The following is an 18775-nucleotide window of genomic DNA, read 5'->3' on the forward strand; positions in this document are numbered from 1 at the left end:
GTGCCGAGTTTAAACCATTAAAAAACAAAATCTTATTTAGATGTTTTTATCATTATCATTTTGAGAATGAAGCTGATAGGCAAAGTGAAGCGAAATAGGAGAAGAAGAAAGAAATGCAAGAGGCGGACATCTGAAACAAAAAGAGCGCCCCGAAAGACGCTGTTAATATCAATTAGTATGAATCTATGAACGCGAAGCCATTGGGTGGCTTGGGCTCATCTCTAACAAGTCCCACAGGTTGCCATAGAGATCTTCAAATACTGCGACTGTGCCGTAGTCTTGCTCCGCAGGCGGGCGAACAAACTTAATGCCCTGCTCTACCATTCGGTTGTAGTCACGCCAGAAGTCATCGGTGTTTAAAAATAGGAACACACGTCCACCAGTTTGATTGCCGATAAAATCATGCTGTTCTGGCTTAGACGCTTTGGCTAGCAATAATGTCACACCATTAGAACCCGGTGGAGAAACCACAACCCAGCGCTTATCTTGCTCTGGTTGGTAAGTATCTTCCACCAGCTCAAACTTCAGCTTATTCACATAGAAATCAATCGCTTCATCGTAATCTTTTACGACCAAAGCAATATGGATAATGGATTGTTTCATCGCGTTATACCTTTAGTTTTCCGCTAATTACCGTCTTTGCAGAGCCAATCAGTTTAATTCGTCCGTTTTCAAGCAGTTCGGTTTGTAAATGACCACCGCGGGCTGAGGCTTGATAGGCACGGAACTGATTTTGAACGAGTTTTTGCGACCAAAACTGAGTCAGTGCGCAGTGGGCTGAGCCTGTAACAGGATCTTCGTTCACGCCCACCCAAGGGGCGAAGTAGCGCGAGATAAAGTCGAGATCCGGGGATTTCGATTGAGCAGTTACCACCACGCCGCGCCCTTTATTATTTTTTAATGCGTCAAAGTTAGGCTCGAGTTCCAACACGGTTTGTTCACTGTCGACTTCAATAAAGCCTTTGCTGTCAAACTGAGCGTAAGAAACCACTTGCTCCGCTTTCAATCCAAGCGCCGCTAACAACGCAGCGTCTTGTTCAACATCCATTTCAAGCTGAGTCGAAGGAAAATCGAGCTCAATTGTCGACTCGTTTACTTTTGCATGAAGCTCACCAGAGAGAGTTTGAAAGGCAATGGTATTGCCAACCTTTGTTAATCCTTGTTCTTTTAAGATTTGCGCTGTCGCTAATGTGCCATGACCACATAGCGCCACTTCTACTTTAGGTGTGAACCAGCGCAGTCGCATGTCTTTCAAACAGAGAAAAGCGGTTTCTGATACCGCCATTTCTTCAGCGATAGAGAACATCAATGCTTCTGGTAACGGTTCTTGTGAGAGACAGACTCCAGCAGGGTTTCCTTTGAAAGGTTCGGTGGTGAAAGAGTCCACTTGGTAAATATCGAGATCCATGATGCGCTTCCTAATACTGCTATTTTGGCAAGATGCCAAACAGCTTATCGGTTTCATGCTAAAGCGACAATGCATGCCCTGATTGTTCTTGCAAAACATAAACAAAAGGCACCCTTTGCGGTGCCTTTTTACATTCTGATGCTTGTTCAGCTCAAACCAATAACGTTCAATTTACCTGAACGAAACTTTAAAATTACTAGATATAATTAACCATTCATATTGGATATCTTATTCCCGTGCTTTGACGGACATCAAAAACAAATCGTTTTTCCTGCCTCTTCAACACTTCTTTGGATGCTCACCCAAAGAAAATAAATAAGAAAAATCAAACTCATAGGTATTCAATATGAAACAGCCTTTAAAAGCGTTAGTGCTGGCTCTAGGTTTATTCTTAGGCGCAGCCAACTGTTACGCATTAACTGTCGAACCGCTCGAAAAAGATTTTACTTTGCAGCTACTCGGCTCCGGCGGACCAATCTCTGATGACCTTCGTGCATCGTCTGGTGAACTGGTTTGGTGGAAAGGAAAATCACGCGTGATGATCGATGCCGGTGGCGGTGTTTATCTGCGTTTTGGTCAAGCGGGCGGCAAACTGGAAGACTTAGACTTCCTTGGTTTAAGCCACTTTCACACTGACCACGTCGCTGACGTTCCTGCCTTATTAAAAGGTGGTTACTTCTTTGACCGTCAAGATCCCCTCGATATCGCAGGCCCTGAAGCAGGCTCTGCATTTCCTAGCTTAACCGGTTACATGAAAGCGCTTTTCGACGGTGATGAAGGCGCGTACGCATATCTGAACGGTTTGTTTGATGGCAGCGATGGCTTGTTCCCAGTCACCATTACTGATGTGCCATACAAAACTTCCCAAGGCACCAAGGTGTACGAGCAAGATGGGTTAACCATTTACGCTCTCGGCATCCCACACGGTGACGTACCTTGTCTCGCTTTCCGAATCGAAAGTGCCGAAGGCGTAATGGTGATTTCCGCCGACCAAAACGGCAGTAACCCTGACTTCATCGACTTCGCTAAAGGTGCCGACATTTTATTGATGCCATTGGCAATTCACGAAGAAGCAGACGAAGTCTCGTCATTTATGCACGCTAAGCCATCGGTTGTCGGCAAGATCGCCGCAGAAGTGAATCCAAAACTCTTGGTGCTTAACCACTGGATGGGCTTAGGCCTAAAACTCAAACCCGCTTCCATCAAGATCGTTAAAGAGTACTACCACGGTCAAGTTATCGCTGGTCACGACTTATCTAGCTACCCAATGAGCGCAGCGAAGGAGATGTCTCATGAACAATAAACTCGCTCTATCTATCGCGATGACGTCTGTCATTACTTTGAACTCAGGCATGGCGTTTGCCGATGCACCCACCGAGGCTCCCGTTGAAGCTCAATCCAGCTCTCAACATGGCGGTAAGTGTGCGGCTGGTAAATGTGGTACAGAGAAACGCTTTGAGAAACAAGAGTTAAAAGATGATCCGCAAGGCCGTTTGGTACGCGCTCGTGACGGCAAATGTGGCGTGACTGGCGAGGGCATTAACCCTTCGGCTGAAACCATCAAATTAACCAAAAGCAAAATCACAGGTGGGGTATGCGGACAATAACCGATACATCAAAAGGGATTGGGCTGCGCAGCGAACACGTTGATTTGCTGTGTCAGTTGCCCGAGCACCCAGATATCGATTTCCTCGAATTGGCACCGGAAAACTGGATGAATATTGGCGGCTTGAAACGTGAACAGCTGCAAGACATTGCGAAATATTATCCGCTTGTCGCTCATGGCTTGAGCTTATCGATTGGTGATTGCCAACCGTTAAACGAGTCTTTTGTACGAGACGTCGCACGCTTTCTCGATGAATTTAATATCGACATCTATAGCGAACATCTGAGTTTCTCTAGAGACAATCAGGGCTATTTGTATGAACTGCTTCCGATCCCTCGACATAAAGAGAACATTCCGTATTTGGTCGAACGCATTCAACGCGTGCAAGACATTATTCAGCGTCCATTGGCGTTAGAGAATATCTCTTACTACCACGATTACGGACATGAAATGCCAGAGGGCGAGTTTATCTCTGAAGTGAGTGACCGCAGTGGATGTGAGCTGCTTATCGACATCAACAATGTGTTCGTCAACAGCCGAAATCATCATTTCTGCCCTTACGACATGCTGAGTACTTTACCAAGCGACGCGATTCGTTATTACCACATTGCGGGTCACTTGAAAGAGCGTGATGACTTCTTGCTCGATACCCATGGAAAGCCAGTGCCTGATGAAGTGATTGATCTGGCTCGTTACACCTACTCGGTGCATGGCAGCAAACCTTTACTGCTTGAGCGCGACCACAATGTGCCGTCGTTGCTTGTTCTGGCTGAAGAGCTTCGCAGCATTCATGGCGAGATCTTGGATTTCAGTCAAACACTCGAAGTGTTGTGTAAGGAGGTGCTCAATGCTTAATCCTCCGAGCAAAATGCGCGCGCAAACCGAGTCCCTAACGGCTCTAATTCGCACGCCTATGAATCAGCATGCGCTGTGTCGATATAGCGAATTTATCCGCGACAACATCTTGGGTGTCGTTGCGAATACGTTCCCTCTATTTTCTTCGCAGTTCGCTGATGAACAACTTGAACGCATGGTGGATGACTTTGTGGTGATGCATGGCGCGTCCGAGCCTGAGTTTCATCATATTGCCACCGAGTTTGTTCAGTTTTTGCAGCAGAAAGCGCATCAAGATTCCAGCTCCATCTCTGCCGATCAGAAGGCGTTATTGGAATATGAATGGGTGGCGTTCAATGTAGAAATTGACACCTTAGTCGCGGCATTCAATTCACCCTCGAATCCGATATTCGAAGAGAATCAAGTGCTGCAACTCAACCCAACATTAAAGCTGGTCGAAGTGCCTTTCTTGCTGCATCAAGACTCCGTGACCTTCTTAACTGACAGGCGTCACCCTGTGTTTTATGGCGTGTTTCGGAACTCACAGCATCATGTGATATCGCAAAAGCTCAGAGAAGTGGATGTCGCATTGATTCAGCTATTACAACAGCAACCAAACCTGACTCTGGCGCAACTACAACAAATGATTGCTCAGCAACTCGCCAGATTCAGTTTCATGGAGTGGGCTCAACACTTCAGTGAACTAGGACTCGTCAACGTCCGCCCTTCAGGAGAAAAATTATGATTAAGTCAGCCCTCAATTGGTTCGACGGTCTCGTCGAGAAATGCAAAAGATACGATTACTTAGCGTTACTTGCGATTCGTCTCTACCTCATTCCGGTCATTTTTGTTGGCGCTCGCTCTAAGGTGCTGGGTTTCTCTGGCACCGTCGCGTGGTTTGGCGCGTCCACCGCAGATGGTGGTTTGAACTTACCATTTCCCGAGTTGTTAGCGTTTCTTGCCGCAGGTACGGAAGTACTTGGCTGTATTTGTATCGCTTTGGGTTTGTTTACCCGAGTGATGTCGATTCCGATGATTTTCTTGATGAGTGTTGCGAGCGCGATGGTGCACTGGAAACACGGTTGGGATGCCATCGCCACTGGCGGCATGGAAGCAACGGTGCGTTTGAACGGCTTTATTGAATGGTTAGCAACCAACTTCCCAGGTCGATACAACTACATCACCGAATTGGGTGACCCAGTAATGCTCAACAACGGTATGGAGTTCGCAGCCACCTACTTTGTGATGTTGCTGGTGCTGTTCTTCTACGGAGGTGGTCGCTACGTAAGCTTGGATTACTGGTTGAGAAAACCTTTCTCTCGCACACCAGCAAAAGCGTAACTCAAGCGCATCAAGCTTTAACGCTTAATTAAACAGACTAATAATAACCTTATCTAACCCGCTACTCTGGTAGCGGGAAGGAGTCCTTATGTTTGCAGATGTCGTTGATCTGTCGCGGTTTCAGTTCGCTAGTACCGCACTCTATCACTTTATATTCGTCCCACTGACCATAGGTTTGTCTTTCTTGCTGGCCGTTATGGAGTCTTTGTACGTCATGACGGGAAAAACCATCTACAAAGACATGACCAAGTTCTGGGGTAAGTTATTCGGGATTAACTTCGCCGTGGGCGTCGCGACCGGTCTTACCATGGAGTTTCAATTTGGTACCAACTGGGCGTATTACTCTCACTATGTGGGCGATATTTTCGGGGCGCCGCTTGCCATCGAAGCCTTGATTGCCTTCTTCCTCGAATCCACCTTAGTCGGCATGTTCTTCTTCGGTTGGGATCGATTATCAAAACGCCAGCACTTGTCGGTCACTTGGCTGACAGCGCTAGGTTCTAACTTCTCTGGGTTGTGGATTTTGATGGCGAATGGCTGGATGCAAAACCCAGTCGGCGCAGAATTTAATTACCAGACCATGAGAATGGAGATGATCAACTTTGCTGATGTGGTGTTTAACCCTGTCACGCAAGTGAAGTTTGTTCATACCGTGGCTGCCGGTTACACCACAGGTGCTTTGTTTGTGATGGGCATCAGTGCTTACTACTTACTCAAAGGTCGAGATATCTCTTTCGCTCGCCGTTCGTTTGCGGTGGCGTCCGCATTTGGTATGGCGGCGATTGTGTCGACATTGATGCTGGGTGATGAATCGGGTTACGAGCTTGGCGACGTGCAACAGGTAAAACTCGCGGCAATTGAGTCCGAATGGCACACGGAAGAAGCACCCGCCTCATTCACGCTATTTGGCTTACCAAACCAAGAAACCATGGAAACCGACTACGCCATTAAGATTCCATACCTAATGGGGCTCATCGCAACTCGCTCGCTGGATGAACCAGTGATGGGCTTACGCGATCTGATGGCGCAGAACGAAGATCGTATCCGCGATGGTATCCAAGCTTACGGCATGCTAGAGGAACTTCGCGCAGGTAACGACAGCCCTGAAAACATCGCTCAATTCGATGAGATGAAGAAAGACCTCGGCTACGGTCTGCTCTTGAAGAAATACACCGATAACGTCACCGACGCGACCGAAAGCCAAATCAAGCAAGCGGCGCAAGACACGATTCCTCAAGTAGCACCACTGTTCTGGAGCTTCCGAATCATGGTGGCGTGTGGGGTATTAATGTTCGCCATTATCGGTTTGTCTTTCGTCCAAGTCTGCCGCAGAAAATTAGGTTCGAGCCCTTGGTTATTGAGAGCGGCACTATGGGCGATTCCATTGCCTTTCATAGCTTGTGAAGCAGGTTGGTTCGTTGCCGAATACGGACGTCAGCCATGGGCAATTGGTGAGGTGCTTCCAGTCAATATGGCAGTATCTAACCTCGCACCAAGTGACATTTGGATTTCGCTCGGCTTTATTTATGTGCTCTACACAGCGTTCTTGATTGTAGAAATGTTCTTGATGGTGAAGTTTGCCAAACGTGGACCAAGCGTGCTTAAAACGGGTCGCTATCACCATGAAGAGAACAACGAAAAAGACAAACAATCCGACACATTCAAACTGATTGATCAGCACTAAGGAGGCACTATGTTTGATTACGAAAACCTACGCCTATTTACTTGGGCGATCGTTGGTGTGCTGTTGATTGGTTTCACCATCACTGACGGATTCGATATGGGGGTGGCCGCGCTGCTCCCAGTTATGGGGAAAAAGAACCTCGAACGTCGCGTAATGCTTAACGCTATCGCGCCACACTGGGACGGCAACCAAGTTTGGCTAATTACCGCAGGTGGTGCCATCTTTGCGATATGGCCCTTGGTATACGCCGCAGCGTTTTCCGGCTTCTACATTGCCATGCTGTTGGTGCTCGCATCCCTTTGGTTGCGTCCTATCGGTATGGATTACCGAGCTAAAATCGATAATCCGCAATGGCGCAACGCATGTGATATCGCCTTGTTCATCAGCGGTGTGATTCCACCGATTATCTTTGGGGTTGGCTTCGGTAACTTGTTAGTCGGTGTGCCGTTCGAGTTAAACAACTTGCTGATGCTCGATTATCAAGGTGGATTCTTTGACTTGCTAACTCCATTCCCAATTCTGTGTGGCTTGGTGAGCTTAACCATGGTGGTGACACAAGGTGCTGCTTTCCTTCAAATGAAAACCAAACATGAGCTACGCACTCGAGCACAAAACATCACGTTGTGGGGCGCGGGGGCAACCATGTTGCTGTTTATGTTTGGCGGTTTGTTCGCGGCATCGCAATCGGGTTACATCATCATAGGCGCAATGCTTAAAGATGGCATTTCAAACCCACTCAACAAACAAGTGGTGAGCATTGCGGGTGATTTATTGCATAACTTCAGCGAAATGCCGCAACTTTGGTTGATTCCATTCACTGCGGTAACGAGCTTACTCGTGTGCTTTTGGGCAACGGTCTCTCGCCGCGCTGGGGTGGCGTTTACTATGTCGAGTATTGCGATCGCTTGCATCATCTTAACCGCAGGCGTCACGTTATTCCCGATGATCATGCCATCAAGCATCAACCCATCGCACAGCTTAACGTTATGGGATGCCACATCGAGTGAAAAAACGCTCGGCATTATCTCTATCGTTGCCATCATCGTTGTACCTGTGATTCTGGGCTACACCGCATGGTGTTACTACAAAATGTTCGGACGTTTGGATAACAACTACATCCGCAGCAACAGCTCATCGCTCTATTAAGGAGGCATGTATGTGGTACATGTGTTGGGTACTTGGCGTGTTACTCGCCTGCGCCTTTGGTGTCATCAATGGTTTATGGCTAGAGAACACAGGACGCTTTGAAGAAGAAGAGTTCTAGGTTCTCACTTCAGAATGGAACATTCTCAATAACAAACGCCCTCAGTCACGAGGGCGTTTGTTCATCTCAATGAGTTTACTCTGCCGACAATCGATAGCGGCGCACTTCGTATTGATCTTGTTCTGAATAAAACGTATTGAGGAACTCGCCACCCGCTTTTTCGATCACGCGTCTTGATGCGATATTGTTCACGTCACAAGTGACGATTGCGCTGCCTTCAAGAACCTCAGCTTTCACCCAGTTCAACATAAATGTGGCGATGCCTTTGCCTTGAGCATCTGGCGCGGTTTCGTAACCAATGTGCCCAATCACATTTTCAAGGTAGTCGTTATTACCGTTACGAACTCGAATCGAACCAAGTATCATCCCCTCCTTGATACAAAAGTAAGTCGAAGACGGCGTCCAACCTTCCGGCAAACCTTCGCCTTTCGCGTATCCAATTCGTTTTTTCAGCAGCGCGTCACTGTCGCGTTGGGCGGCGACGTACATTTCCATTCCCGCCTGAGCACACTTTTCAACATACTGCTCAAACGCTTCAAAATGGCTGAGATTAGCTTTAGCTATTTCCATATCATTCCACTTATTCAGGCTTATTTCATATGCGCCTTAAATGACATAAAAAATAAAGCTCAAAAGAAAAACATTACTTTTGAGCTTTACTAGAGTATCGATGCTCTTACATTTTTAAACTGTGTGCTTAGATTTCGCCAGATTTAATTTTTTGCTGAGCGTCACTAATAGTTTGCTCACCAAATAGAATTTGAATCATCGATTCAATACGCTTTGTATCGTCACCAAATTTGTCTAAATTACCATTGTTGGACGCTTTAAATTCAACGTGGCCGACTTTCTGATCATTCTTGTAAGCGTTAATTTTTGCATCAGCGATAAACGTTCTCAAATCCCAACTCCAACGTGAAACATAAGTTAACGTCAGTTCGTCTGTCTTAGGCGCTGTACCGTCACTTACAACAGTACATTTACGTGCTGTGTCTAAGCACCATTCTTGCAACGAATCCATGAACACTTCCCTTGTCGCATCATCTTTTACGATAGTGATTTCTTTGCTTTGATTCGACTGTGCAATAGGCTCAGCAGTGAATTTAGGAGCAGAACAACCTGCTAATACAACCGGAAGAGCCAGAACGAGTGCTTTTTTAAACATATTTTTCTCTGTTTTTAAATGACAACCAATGACGCCAAATGAATAATCAGCATCGAATATTGGATTCTGGCAGTTTTAATTCAACACCTCAATAATCCTTCTCACAAAATCAACAGGATAAATAATTCATAAATCATTTATCTTCCTTGCACTTAGTGTTTAGTTTCTCACCAGACATTCATTTTGAAATACAACAAGAAACAGCTGATAAAGATCAAGCCACACCATGAAAAAAAGGTTATCGCCTTCTGTTCAGTCGTTGCTTCCTCAGGATCTGGGTACAAAATGCCGTAAAGGCAGGCGATGGGGATCAGCTCGTAGATTTTGCTAATGTATTGATGCCCCATTTCGAGAAATGGTGGAACGTACAAATACACCACAGCATAAGTAATAAAATAAAGTATGCCGAGGATCCGGTTCAAGCCAATGACTTGCCCTTCTCGATAAAACCAAATTAACGCCGCTACCCCTGCAAGTATTGCGATGAGTAAAAACATCCGTTCTTCTACCCTTCTTTTTAATTTTCTTCCACCCTATTTAAACCACCCAATTAATCAATCAGTTATGCAACTAAACACGATACAGCTCAAATAGAAAAAGGCACCAATCGGTGCCTTTGTGACGCTCTAACGCGTTTACTAATATGTCACTTTAAGCGCCTCGCGAGCTTTTAAGTTCCGCACAGCATGCTTAGGCGCTTCTGCCAAGACGTATAAACGTCTCAAACTGGTGTACTTACAGCTCGTGCTCAGTACGTGCGATGATGTCGTCTTGCGCATCTGGTGATAGTGCAGTGAAGAAGGCCGAGTAGCCTGCAACTCGCACAACAAGGTCACGATATTGTTCAGGGTTCTTCTTCGCAGCTAACAAGGTCTCGCGAGAGACGATGTTGTACTGCACGTGCCAACCTTTGTGGTGGTTGAAGAAGGTGCGAATCAACATAGAAAGCTTGAGCTTATCCCCTTCAGACTCAACCGCTGCCGGGCTTAACTTCTGGTTAAGCAGCACGCCACCAAGGATCTTATTCGCTTGAATCTTACCAACCGAGTTGTATACCGCTGTTGGACCTAAACGGTCTGAGCCAGATGACGGGCTCGCACCTTCTGCCAATGGCGTTTTCGCTTTACGACCGTCTGGCGTTGCCATGGTTGAAGCGCCAAATGGGACGTTTGCCGAGATACTTGATGTACCTGCGTAGTAACCGCCGCCAATTGGACCACGCCCATGACGCGTATTAACGAACTGCTCTAGCTCATCAATGTACACTTGGTAAGCGTCTGCCAGTAGTTGGTCTACTGCGTCATCATCGTTACCGTATTTTGGTGCAAAGTTGATAAGACGTTGGCGAAACTGTTCGTTCTCCATGCCATCGAAATCTTCTGCCAATGCTTTTGCTAGCTCAGGCTGAGTAATCTGCGCGTCATCGAAAACAAGGTGCTTGATGGCAGCTAGGCTGTTACCCAAGTTCGCGATACCGACTTGCAAACCAGATACCCAATCGTATTTCGCGCCACCTTCTTTCACGGTTTTACCGCGAGCCAAACAGTCATCCACCAGCGTTGAACAGAAAATGTCTTGAGCTTGCTGTTCAAGTACGCTGTCGACTACAGTATCAATCTCAATCGATTTACGGGTGTAGTAGCGGATTTGCTCTGCCCAAGAAGCGGTCACTTGCTCAAAGTTCTCAAAGTTGCCTTTTGCTAATGACTTATCGTGTGGCAAGAAAGCTTTACCCGTTGTTGCATCCACACCTTCGTTCAATGAAGCTAGCAAGATACGGGCGAAGTTAATGAAGCTCATGCCCGTACAACGGTAACCCCATTTGCCCGGAACTGCGGTCTCGATACAGCCGATAGATGCGTAGTTGTAAGCGTCTTCTTTCTCTACACCAAGCTTGATGAATTCAGGAATAACAATCTCATCGTTGTTGAACGCTGGCATACCGAAGCCGCATTTAATCACTTCAATACAGCCCATTAAGAACTCTTGGTTTAAACCTTCATGGTAACGCACACTCAAGTTAGGTTGCGTCGAACGTAACTGACCACAAGATTCCAGAATCGCCCAAGAAAGAGGATTCACTGCGTCTTCAGGCTCACCCTTTTCATTCAACTTCTGACCGCCGATACACACGTTTTGATACAACGGAGAACCTGCGGAGGCTTTCGAGTGCGCGCCAGAGCGAATCTTGTTTACTTCAAGTAGCTTCAACCAGCAGCTTTGTAAAAGCTCTAGTGCGAAGTCTTTCTCAATCGTGCCGTTTTCGATATCGCGAACATAAAATTCGTTGAGGAATTGGTCCATACGACCAAAAGAAACCGAGTGACCGTTCGATTCGATTTGTAGCATCAACTGAACGAAGTAGCTTAATTGCAGTGCTTGCCAAAAGTTTTCTGGCGTGTGGCTCGCGACATGACGACAGTTTGCCGCAATGCTTTCTAACTCAGCTTTGCGCAGCGGGCGTGTCTCTTCTAACGCCATTTTTGCCGCCAATTCAGCGTAGCTCACCATGTGGTCTTGAATGGCAAGCAGTACAATTTCGACCGATTTGTAGAACTGCTCTTTCTTCAAGCCTTCAAAGGTCGAAACATCATTGTTAGCACGGTGCTGACGAACATCTTCTAACAAGCCGTTCATGCCTAGCTTCAAGATTTTCTCGTTATCCACCGCAAGGTGCGCGTCACCCGAAGTCATGTTGCCTTCGGCTTTAATGATGGTGCTGGCTAAGATTTCTTGCTGCTCATCAGTAAACAAGCCATAACAACGGTCTTGAACGGTTTTACCGCGCCAGTACGGTGTGATGCTGTGGATGTTTTGCTTATCTTCTTCAGTGACAGCAAAGCCTGCACCAGGACGGTCGGCTAGCTCATCAATTTCCGCTTCAATCCAACGTACAGTGTATTCTGGGAAAATAGGCGCAGCGCGCACTTTGCTCGCTTGGTTACCGACGATCAACTCATCGTGTTTAATCCAAATCGTACGAGTGCGTAAATGCTCTTGCAGTGCTAGCGCACGTTGGACAATCACAGGTTTGTCTTCGTTTGCTTGATAAGCACGAGTGTATGCCTCTGCACGCTCGGTACAGACAGGTGGCGTTACGATATTTACCAGTGCCGATTTGTGCGCTTTGATACGCTCAGGAAGGTAATTCAGGTCCATAGTTAACCTCTGACAATCACGTTAAGTTGGGTGTTTTCGCTTGCGTATTGCATGGCGCTTTCTAGCAGTTCTGGTTTGTTTAATGGCTTGTCAGAACACTCGTAAGGCATATTGAGCAAACGGTATTTATTGATGCCGAGCGTGTGGTACGGCAGCAAGTGAAGTTCTTGGCAGCTTTCTAGTGAAGCCGCAAAATCGATGATGTCTTTCAACTCTTCGATGGTGTCATTGAACCCCGGCACAACGGGAACGCGAATCACAATGCGTTTCGCGATAGGTGCCAGTTTTCGGAAATTGTCTTTGATGCGTTTTAGTGAACCTTTCGCCCAACTAAGAAACTTTTCTTCATCGGTGTGTTTTAAATCCGCCAACCAGCAATCAATATGCGGCGCGGCTTTTTCGACGTTCTTCCACGGCACATGCATGCACGACTCAATGGCGGTAGAGACTTGGTTGTCATGCAGACGCTGTGCGAGTTCTGCCACTAAATCCGCTTGCATGAGAGGCTCACCACCGGAGAAGGTCACGCCACCTTGGCTTTGGTCATAGAAAGGTTTGTCTTTCATTAAGGTGTCGAACAGCATGTCTGATTTCGCCTCTTCACCGCAGACGGTCAGTGCTTGCGTAGGACAGACGTCTCGCAGCGCGATCAGTTGGTCTTCTTTGATGGCTTTGCGATTAATGATGATCTGGTTATCGATACGTTGAATACCATCACCCACCGTTTCACTATCCGCTGTAGATTGAGTTGTGGCTTGATAAGCAGAAACGCACAGCTGGCAATCTTCCATGCAGCTTCGCTGATCAAACAACAGTGAATGCTTTTCGCTGCGGCTTTCTGGGTTTTGACACCAAGGGCAAGACAAGCTGCATCCTTTAAGAAAAAGAATGGAACGAATGCCATCGCCATCATGGGTAGAGAATCGTTGAATATTGAAATACATCTCTGCTTGCCTCTTGGTCTGTGCTACCGCTTTTACTTAATTCGTTTCTTTTTGTGCTGGTTAAGTCTTATGAACGGCTTTTCTTTGTTCGAACTGAAAGCTTCATTTGAGCATTTACAAGTTTCACTTAGCTTTCATTTAATGAAATTATTATAGTTTCAAATGAAATTTCAATTGATCAAAATCAAGATCTCGTTCGATTGTCAGATCTATAGTGATCCCATCATCAAAACGAAGATTTTGTTTAAGGTAGAAACCATGATTGAACTTTATTTAGATACTGCTGATGTGGCAGAAGTAAAACGCTTTAACCAGTGCCTACCGCTAAAAGGCGTGACGACAAACCCAAGCATTTTGGCGAAGTCAAAACAAGGACTGAATGAAACCCTAGCAGGCATGCAAGAAGCACTTGGCGGTGCACCTCGCTTTCACGCTCAAGTCGTGAGTTCAACCGTCGAAGGTATGGTGGCAGAAACACGCCAATTGAATGAATTGCCTTACGACATGGTGGTAAAAGTGCCAGCAACAGAAACCGGCTTAGCAGCAATTAAGCTAATGAAAAAAGAGGGAATTCAGGTTCTTGCTACCGCTATCTATTCAGCTCAACAGGGTTTCCTAGCGGCACTGTGCGGTGCAGACTACCTAGCACCTTACGTAAACCGCATTGATGCGATGAACGGCAACGGTGTTGAAGTGGTCGCGGATCTTCAATTGTTGCTCGATCAAAACCAACTACCAGCGAAGATTTTGGCAGCCAGCTTCAAGAACACTCAACAAGCGATGGAGGTGATGAAACTGGGCATCGAAGCCATTACATTGCCAACCGATGTGGCAGCACAAATGTTCGCACATCCAGCAGTAAAACCTGCGGTTGAACAGTTCGATAAAGACTGGAAAGAGACGTTCGGCGATAAACTTTCATTTGAAAGCTAGTTAAAAGTAGCAGGTAGACTTCTTAGTTAACAATAGAGGGAATCTTAACTCACCCTGTGCGCCGGTGAGTTTAAGATTCCCTTTTGTATTTCATATAAAGAGGTGAGGTTTACAGCAGCTCTCTATTGGTCAGTGACCAAAGGTACACGCGCTTGAGTAAACTGATTTTGAGCCTCTTACGAATACCTCGTTTGGAATAGCGGAGTCGGTTTGGAAGCGCGATGGCTTTCATCTCGGTTTTCATTTCTTTTCCATCCAACAACACAGTAGACCTCCGATGCAGTAAGCCAGCAGATCTTTCCAATCAAATGTGGCGCCAAAAATTACAGCCAGAGGCGATGAAGATTCGATACCAAGCCAAGCTGCGACCTGAAGCAGTTGCCCTAACTCAACAGCAAACGCAATCAACACCACCAATGAAACCAGCCAGTTAACGGGCATAGAGAACATACTTGCAAGAAAGTAGTAGAGCCAAACCACAACGAGAACATCACCAAATGTCGGACGAATAAAGCTGTCTCGAACATAGAGTGCAATAACGACCAATGCGATAAAACACACCAAGCTTTTCAGTCCATTTTTTACCGAAAATCGCAGGTGGATAGCGCACGTTTCTTCCACCATATTGCTTGGCTGCCCAGTGAGAATTGCTCGCTTAAACATCTTCATGATTCGCCTTTGCACTTTCTTCTGCTTTCTTATTTCGTGCGTACCAGTCGATGTTGCGTGTAATAACCATAGTGAAGCTCAAAATCGCGAAACACAGCAATGTCCCCATAACCAATGCGTAGCTTTCTGCTTGTAGCAAGCCAAACAGTAATCCGTAGAGAGTGAGCAAACACGCTCCGAATATCGCGCCGTGTTTGGTGTTGCTCAACATACCGCTCACGTACACACTTAAAAGCCCCGTCGATGCGACTGCTGACACCACATACGCCCAGTTAAAGCCGAGGTGTTCACTCATCGAAATCAGCAATAGATAGAAAAGTGCTAAAGCCAGACCAATAAAACCGTATTGCACTGGGTGAACCGGACGCGCTTGGAACAGCTCCAGCAAGAAGAAACTCGCGAATACTAATGTGATAACCAACAGTGAATAGTTCACAGCTCGGTGAGATTTCAGATAGTGGTCCACAGGATCAATCAAATCTACGCCCATTTGTCGCTGTTCAAGCTCGTGACAAGCGTGATTCGATGACAAACAGCTTTGGAACAGCTGCGCGATATTGGTAGAGAAGTTATTGCTCGCCCATTGTGCATTAAATCCATCTTCAGATACCTCTGATGACACCGGTAAGTAATCACCAATAAAGCTCGGATGTGCCCAAGTTGAAGAGAGTTCAACCGTTGTTTGACTGCCGATTGGTGTGACTTGAAGCTGACCCATCCCTTGCAGCAAGAAGTTAAGATCGAAAGCCAAAGGTTGTGCTGGGTTTAGGTCTGCAAGTGTCAGATCACTATGGAAGCCTTGTGGCAACTGGTCTAACCCTGTTCCCGGTGCGACTTCGATATCAGAGCTCGCCATGGTCATGTCATCCAAACGAATCAATCCACGGCTGTCTTCAATGCCAACCACTAGGCTCATATTTTCAATATCAAGTCCCTGCAACGCCGCGAGATCGTCTGCATCAAAAGTGCCTTTCAGTGCTACTTGTGCTTTGTATAAACGCGCACGGTAAATGCCTCGGTACTTTTCAAAACTGTCCAGATTCGCGCTCATATCAAAAGTGCTAGGTAAAAGAAATTTACGACGCTCTTTAATCTGTACTTTGTCATCTCGGTAACTGGTTTCGGTGTAGTTAACCATGATGAATGGACCAATGATGCGCTGCTCGCCGCTGCTGCTGCGTGCGATGTCGTTTCTGACTTCATCTTGGCGATATGAGCGTTCTGAGATCAACCCTGTGACCATTGAAAGCGGGATTTGCAGTAAGACAAACAAAAACAGCACGAAGGCGAACTTCGTGCCGAGTTGGTTATTGAGGATCTTTTTCATGTTTCATTCTCCATTTGCTGATGGGAGTAATCTAAATCAGCAATTTGGAGAACGAATGGAGCTAATGTGGAGTTTCTATGGAGTTGGTAAAATCAGGGTAACTCTCACGCCAGAATCGACGTTTTCTACTTGCAACTGACCTTTGTGCAGCTTGATCACTTGCTCAACAAAATTCAGCCCGAGCCCAGTGCTCTTAACGCCATTTTCCCGAGCGAGGGAGTAGAAGCGTTCGGTCAAACGCGACATCGCGTAGTCGGGAATGTGAGGACCTGAATTGAAAATCGACAAGCACACCTTCTCTTTTGTGACCTCCGCTTTCCATTCAATGCATCCCTCTGAATCAACAAAATCCAGCGCATTGTCCATCAAGTTAAAAACGGCTTGTTTCAGTAAGAAGGCATCACCAAGCACGGAGAGATGGTCATCAATTTGGATGTTGGCAGTGACCGACTTAGCACTCAAACGCGCATCCGCCGATTCAACCACTTCATTGACCATTTGTTTTAGCGAGATAGCTTCGACTTGCTCTAGCTCGGGGCGCTTTTCAAGACGAGCCAGTTCTAGCAGCTTATCAATCAATGACTGCATGCGATCGCTTTCTCGCTCAATGTTGCCAGCAAAGCGTGTGACCTTTTCTTTAGGCAACGGCATTTGCAATATTTCACTCGCGCCTTTAATCGCTGATAACGGACTTTTCAGCTCATGAGTCAGCGTCTGTACGTACTCTTCCACATATTGTTTACCATCGAGCTGATTGCGCATTTTCTCCAATGCGTCGCTTAGCGTGCCGTACTCGTAGAAGATACGAAATGTCGGCTTAGAAACCTTTTCGCCTTCACCCATTTTGGTCGCATAGTCTTCTAGCTTGTTCAGTGCCGAGTGAATTCGCCAAGCAAACAATGCCCCTGCTAGCAGCACTAACCCACTCATCCACACCATCCAAAACAACACATTGCGTTTAGAAAGATCGATGAAGGGTTGTACTGAGCGATTGGATTTTGCCACCGTCACGCTGCCAATGATTTCGCCTTTGTGATAAATGGGCGCAGCAACGTGCATAACGGTTGAGAGTGGATCTTTCGGGTCTTCGATGGTACTGCGCGCGCCGTATTGACCACGCAACGTGAGATAAACATCGTTCCATTGCGAGTAGTCTTTGCCTACGTCTTGCTGCCAAGAATCCGCAATCACAATGCCTTGTTTGTCGGTGATGTAAATTCGATGATTAATCGCTTTTTTGCCAATTTCCCAAATGCGCGCTTGAGGCTCTCGCTGTCCATAAGCCGTTAATAGTTTGGAGAAGCGACTCTCAGACAACTTGTCGTTCGCGACGTCTTCTTCCGCCAATACCGCGAGTAAGTTCGCCATATCCACCAGCGTTTCTTCGGTGGTTTGACGCACGGTTGGCTTAAGTTCTTGGACGACCGTTTTGCTCACCATGTAAGCCGTCATTCCGACTAAGATGAAGTAGAGAAAAAACAGTCTGAGTCCAAGCGGGATCTTCGGCCAGCGATTCATCATTCACCTTTAATGCAGTAAAAGTAACCAAAGCCACGTTTGGTACAGATGCGTTCAGACATCTCAAACGGCTTCAACTTATGGCGAATAGCTTTGATGTGGGTATCGATATTGCGCTCGTATGCAGCCTCTGGCGCCATATCTGCAGCGACCATGAGCTGCTCTCGACTCAATACATTGGAAGAAACAGAAATCAGTTTATCGAGGATCTTAAATTCGACCGCGGTCAGCCCAAGCATTTGCCCACCCACACCATAGTCGAAGTTTTGCGCAACCAAATCATGGCTCAAGTGAGGTTGTTCTGGAACAACCACAGGCTCTGGTTTGTGCTCCATCATTGGCGCTTTAGCTTTGATTCGAAGTTTAATGCGCGCCAGCATTTCACGCGGGCTAAATGGCTTAGTCACGTAATCATCCGCGCCAATCTCCAAGCCCACTACGCGGTCAATTTCATCGTTTCTTGCGGTGAGAAAGATAATGGGAATATCAGAAAACTCGCGGATGGTTTTGCACAATTCAAAACCATTACCATCCGGTAAGCCTACGTCTAACACAAGTAACGCTGCGGAGTTATGCTGCAAAAAGGCTAAGCCCTCTCCTGCCGTTGCAAACCACTCTGCGTGGTAGCCATCCATCTCTAATACATGAATCAGGTTCTCTGCAATGGAAGATTCATCCTCAATAATGACGACGGTTGATTGGTCGCTCAATGTTCTAACCTCACTGACGATACTTGTTTAGATACACATCTTGTTCACTTACTTTGGCGCAAAGGCTATCGAATTGATACCACAAAGGCAAAATCCGTGAATAATATTAATCAAACACCCTCTCATTCAGCGTGGTGAACTTATCACTCACACTGATGAGTCACTACAATTGTGAATACAATGATTTCAACCATTGATATGAACAGTGTTCAT

General features: G+C 46.4%; 21 protein-coding genes. 9 read left to right on the forward strand and 12 right to left on the reverse strand.

All coding sequences use genetic code 11. The features are described from left to right. Positions 1-183: 183 nt before the first annotated feature. Both ITG12_RS23215 and ITG12_RS23220 read right to left on the reverse strand, forming a co-directional pair. A complete protein-coding gene (locus ITG12_RS23215) occupies positions 184-603 on the reverse strand; it encodes a VOC family protein (RefSeq protein ID WP_009706429.1) in 420 nt (139 codons plus the stop codon). Positions 604-607: 4 nt separating this feature from the next. Further along, on the reverse strand, positions 608-1408 hold the full coding sequence (locus ITG12_RS23220) for a PhzF family phenazine biosynthesis protein (RefSeq protein WP_248874209.1): 801 nt from the start codon (positions 1406-1408) through the stop codon (positions 608-610). A 346-nt stretch (positions 1409-1754) separates the two neighbouring features. Here ITG12_RS23220 and ITG12_RS23225 point away from each other — a divergent pair, with 346 nt between their 5' ends. From ITG12_RS23225 to cydX, 8 genes are all read left to right on the forward strand, one after another. Beyond that, complete coding sequence (locus tag ITG12_RS23225) at positions 1755-2711, forward strand: MBL fold metallo-hydrolase (protein ID WP_248874211.1); 957 nt, start codon at positions 1755-1757, stop codon at positions 2709-2711. Further along, positions 2701-3015: a hypothetical protein gene (locus ITG12_RS23230; RefSeq protein WP_005436274.1), complete on the forward strand. Its 315-nt coding sequence runs from the start codon at positions 2701-2703 to the stop codon at positions 3013-3015. The genes ITG12_RS23225 and ITG12_RS23230 overlap by 11 nt, the downstream gene beginning before the upstream one ends. Beyond that, a complete protein-coding gene (locus ITG12_RS23235; protein ID WP_248874213.1) occupies positions 3003-3869 on the forward strand; it encodes a DUF692 domain-containing protein in 867 nt (288 codons plus the stop codon). The genes ITG12_RS23230 and ITG12_RS23235 overlap by 13 nt, the downstream gene beginning before the upstream one ends. After that, a complete protein-coding gene (locus ITG12_RS23240; RefSeq protein ID WP_104048726.1) occupies positions 3862-4593 on the forward strand; it encodes a putative DNA-binding domain-containing protein in 732 nt (243 codons plus the stop codon). The genes ITG12_RS23235 and ITG12_RS23240 overlap by 8 nt, the downstream gene beginning before the upstream one ends. Beyond that, a complete protein-coding gene (locus ITG12_RS23245) occupies positions 4590-5189 on the forward strand; it encodes a DoxX family protein (protein WP_005429408.1) in 600 nt (199 codons plus the stop codon). Before ITG12_RS23240 ends, ITG12_RS23245 begins: the two co-directional genes overlap by 4 nt. A gap of 88 nt (positions 5190-5277) precedes the next feature. Further along, positions 5278-6873 carry a cytochrome ubiquinol oxidase subunit I gene (locus ITG12_RS23250; RefSeq protein WP_045421717.1) on the forward strand — a complete coding sequence of 532 codons (1596 nt, stop codon included), beginning with the start codon at positions 5278-5280 and terminating at the stop codon, positions 6871-6873. A gap of 9 nt (positions 6874-6882) precedes the next feature. Then, positions 6883-8019, forward strand: a complete 1137-nt coding sequence (cydB, locus tag ITG12_RS23255) for a cytochrome d ubiquinol oxidase subunit II (protein WP_038869084.1) — start codon at positions 6883-6885, stop codon at positions 8017-8019. 10 nt (positions 8020-8029) lie between these two features. Then, positions 8030-8137 (forward strand): cytochrome bd-I oxidase subunit CydX, encoded by a 108-nt coding sequence (gene cydX / locus ITG12_RS23260; protein ID WP_010453186.1) that lies wholly within the window; start codon positions 8030-8032, stop codon positions 8135-8137. A 75-nt stretch (positions 8138-8212) separates the two neighbouring features. On the opposite strand, the gene ITG12_RS23265 is transcribed toward cydX, so the two are convergent. The 5 genes from ITG12_RS23265 to ITG12_RS23285 all read right to left on the reverse strand — a co-directional run bounded on the left by ITG12_RS23265 (position 8213) and on the right by ITG12_RS23285 (position 13405). Continuing rightward, the gene (locus ITG12_RS23265; protein WP_042601982.1) at positions 8213-8707 is read right to left on the reverse strand and encodes a GNAT family N-acetyltransferase; all 495 of its coding nucleotides are present in this window, start codon (positions 8705-8707) and stop codon (positions 8213-8215) included. A 127-nt stretch (positions 8708-8834) separates the two neighbouring features. After that, the gene (locus ITG12_RS23270; protein WP_039977538.1) at positions 8835-9302 is read right to left on the reverse strand and encodes an Sbal_3080 family lipoprotein; all 468 of its coding nucleotides are present in this window, start codon (positions 9300-9302) and stop codon (positions 8835-8837) included. A gap of 167 nt (positions 9303-9469) precedes the next feature. Next, positions 9470-9799, reverse strand: coding sequence for a hypothetical protein (locus ITG12_RS23275; RefSeq protein ID WP_061035335.1), 330 nt, complete (start codon positions 9797-9799; stop codon positions 9470-9472). Positions 9800-10037: 238 nt separating this feature from the next. Then, positions 10038-12461, reverse strand: a complete 2424-nt coding sequence (locus tag ITG12_RS23280; RefSeq protein ID WP_061035334.1) for a formate C-acetyltransferase/glycerol dehydratase family glycyl radical enzyme — start codon at positions 12459-12461, stop codon at positions 10038-10040. A gap of 2 nt (positions 12462-12463) precedes the next feature. Next, a complete protein-coding gene (locus ITG12_RS23285; RefSeq protein ID WP_061035333.1) occupies positions 12464-13405 on the reverse strand; it encodes a glycyl-radical enzyme activating protein in 942 nt (313 codons plus the stop codon). A 258-nt stretch (positions 13406-13663) separates the two neighbouring features. On the opposite strand from ITG12_RS23285, the gene ITG12_RS23290 reads away from it, so the two are divergent. Then, complete coding sequence (locus ITG12_RS23290) at positions 13664-14338, forward strand: fructose-6-phosphate aldolase (RefSeq protein WP_061035452.1); 675 nt, start codon at positions 13664-13666, stop codon at positions 14336-14338. Between the two features lie 109 nt (positions 14339-14447). On the opposite strand, the gene ITG12_RS27745 is transcribed toward ITG12_RS23290, so the two are convergent. From ITG12_RS27745 to ITG12_RS23310, 5 genes are all read right to left on the reverse strand, one after another. After that, positions 14448-14582: a hypothetical protein gene (locus tag ITG12_RS27745; RefSeq protein ID WP_258071120.1), complete on the reverse strand. Its 135-nt coding sequence runs from the start codon at positions 14580-14582 to the stop codon at positions 14448-14450. Further along, the gene (locus ITG12_RS23295) at positions 14579-15007 is read right to left on the reverse strand and encodes a DUF2809 domain-containing protein (RefSeq protein ID WP_061035332.1); all 429 of its coding nucleotides are present in this window, start codon (positions 15005-15007) and stop codon (positions 14579-14581) included. Before ITG12_RS23295 ends, ITG12_RS27745 begins: the two co-directional genes overlap by 4 nt. Further along, entirely contained in the window at positions 14994-16334 is a 1341-nt protein-coding gene (creD, locus tag ITG12_RS23300; RefSeq protein WP_061035331.1) for a cell envelope integrity protein CreD, read from the reverse strand. The genes ITG12_RS23295 and creD overlap by 14 nt, the downstream gene beginning before the upstream one ends. A gap of 75 nt (positions 16335-16409) precedes the next feature. After that, positions 16410-17852 (reverse strand): two-component system sensor histidine kinase CreC, encoded by a 1443-nt coding sequence (creC, locus tag ITG12_RS23305; RefSeq protein ID WP_061035330.1) that lies wholly within the window; start codon positions 17850-17852, stop codon positions 16410-16412. Beyond that, positions 17852-18562 carry a response regulator gene (locus ITG12_RS23310; RefSeq protein WP_061035329.1) on the reverse strand — a complete coding sequence of 237 codons (711 nt, stop codon included), beginning with the start codon at positions 18560-18562 and terminating at the stop codon, positions 17852-17854. Before ITG12_RS23310 ends, creC begins: the two co-directional genes overlap by 1 nt. Between the last annotated feature and the right edge of the window lie 213 nt (positions 18563-18775).

It is taken from the genome of Vibrio sp. ED002, assembly GCF_023277445.1.
Classification (GTDB): domain Bacteria; phylum Pseudomonadota; class Gammaproteobacteria; order Enterobacterales; family Vibrionaceae; genus Vibrio; species Vibrio jasicida.

What these genes read in the sequence shown, in the direction of transcription:
- ITG12_RS23270 (WP_039977538.1), bottom strand. Translation starts at nt 9,302, where the DNA reads ATGTTTAAAAAAGCACTCGTTCTGGCTCTTCCGGTTGTATTAGCAGGT.
- cydB (WP_038869084.1), top strand. Translation starts at nt 6,883, where the DNA reads ATGTTTGATTACGAAAACCTACGCCTATTTACTTGGGCGATCGTTGGT.
- creC (WP_061035330.1), bottom strand. Translation starts at nt 17,852, where the DNA reads ATGAATCGCTGGCCGAAGATCCCGCTTGGACTCAGACTGTTTTTTCTC.
- cydX (WP_010453186.1), top strand. Translation starts at nt 8,030, where the DNA reads ATGTGGTACATGTGTTGGGTACTTGGCGTGTTACTCGCCTGCGCCTTT.
- ITG12_RS23225 (WP_248874211.1), top strand. Translation starts at nt 1,755, where the DNA reads ATGAAACAGCCTTTAAAAGCGTTAGTGCTGGCTCTAGGTTTATTCTTA.
- ITG12_RS23290 (WP_061035452.1), top strand. Translation starts at nt 13,664, where the DNA reads ATGATTGAACTTTATTTAGATACTGCTGATGTGGCAGAAGTAAAACGC.
- ITG12_RS23295 (WP_061035332.1), bottom strand. Translation starts at nt 15,007, where the DNA reads ATGAAGATGTTTAAGCGAGCAATTCTCACTGGGCAGCCAAGCAATATG.
- ITG12_RS23265 (WP_042601982.1), bottom strand. Translation starts at nt 8,707, where the DNA reads ATGGAAATAGCTAAAGCTAATCTCAGCCATTTTGAAGCGTTTGAGCAG.
- creD (WP_061035331.1), bottom strand. Translation starts at nt 16,334, where the DNA reads ATGAAAAAGATCCTCAATAACCAACTCGGCACGAAGTTCGCCTTCGTG.
- ITG12_RS23245 (WP_005429408.1), top strand. Translation starts at nt 4,590, where the DNA reads ATGATTAAGTCAGCCCTCAATTGGTTCGACGGTCTCGTCGAGAAATGC.
- ITG12_RS23285 (WP_061035333.1), bottom strand. Translation starts at nt 13,405, where the DNA reads ATGTATTTCAATATTCAACGATTCTCTACCCATGATGGCGATGGCATT.
- ITG12_RS23235 (WP_248874213.1), top strand. Translation starts at nt 3,003, where the DNA reads ATGCGGACAATAACCGATACATCAAAAGGGATTGGGCTGCGCAGCGAA.
- ITG12_RS23215 (WP_009706429.1), bottom strand. Translation starts at nt 603, where the DNA reads ATGAAACAATCCATTATCCATATTGCTTTGGTCGTAAAAGATTACGAT.
- ITG12_RS23230 (WP_005436274.1), top strand. Translation starts at nt 2,701, where the DNA reads ATGAACAATAAACTCGCTCTATCTATCGCGATGACGTCTGTCATTACT.
- ITG12_RS23240 (WP_104048726.1), top strand. Translation starts at nt 3,862, where the DNA reads ATGCTTAATCCTCCGAGCAAAATGCGCGCGCAAACCGAGTCCCTAACG.
- ITG12_RS27745 (WP_258071120.1), bottom strand. Translation starts at nt 14,582, where the DNA reads ATGAAAACCGAGATGAAAGCCATCGCGCTTCCAAACCGACTCCGCTAT.
- ITG12_RS23280 (WP_061035334.1), bottom strand. Translation starts at nt 12,461, where the DNA reads ATGGACCTGAATTACCTTCCTGAGCGTATCAAAGCGCACAAATCGGCA.
- ITG12_RS23220 (WP_248874209.1), bottom strand. Translation starts at nt 1,408, where the DNA reads ATGGATCTCGATATTTACCAAGTGGACTCTTTCACCACCGAACCTTTC.
- ITG12_RS23250 (WP_045421717.1), top strand. Translation starts at nt 5,278, where the DNA reads ATGTTTGCAGATGTCGTTGATCTGTCGCGGTTTCAGTTCGCTAGTACC.
- ITG12_RS23275 (WP_061035335.1), bottom strand. Translation starts at nt 9,799, where the DNA reads ATGTTTTTACTCATCGCAATACTTGCAGGGGTAGCGGCGTTAATTTGG.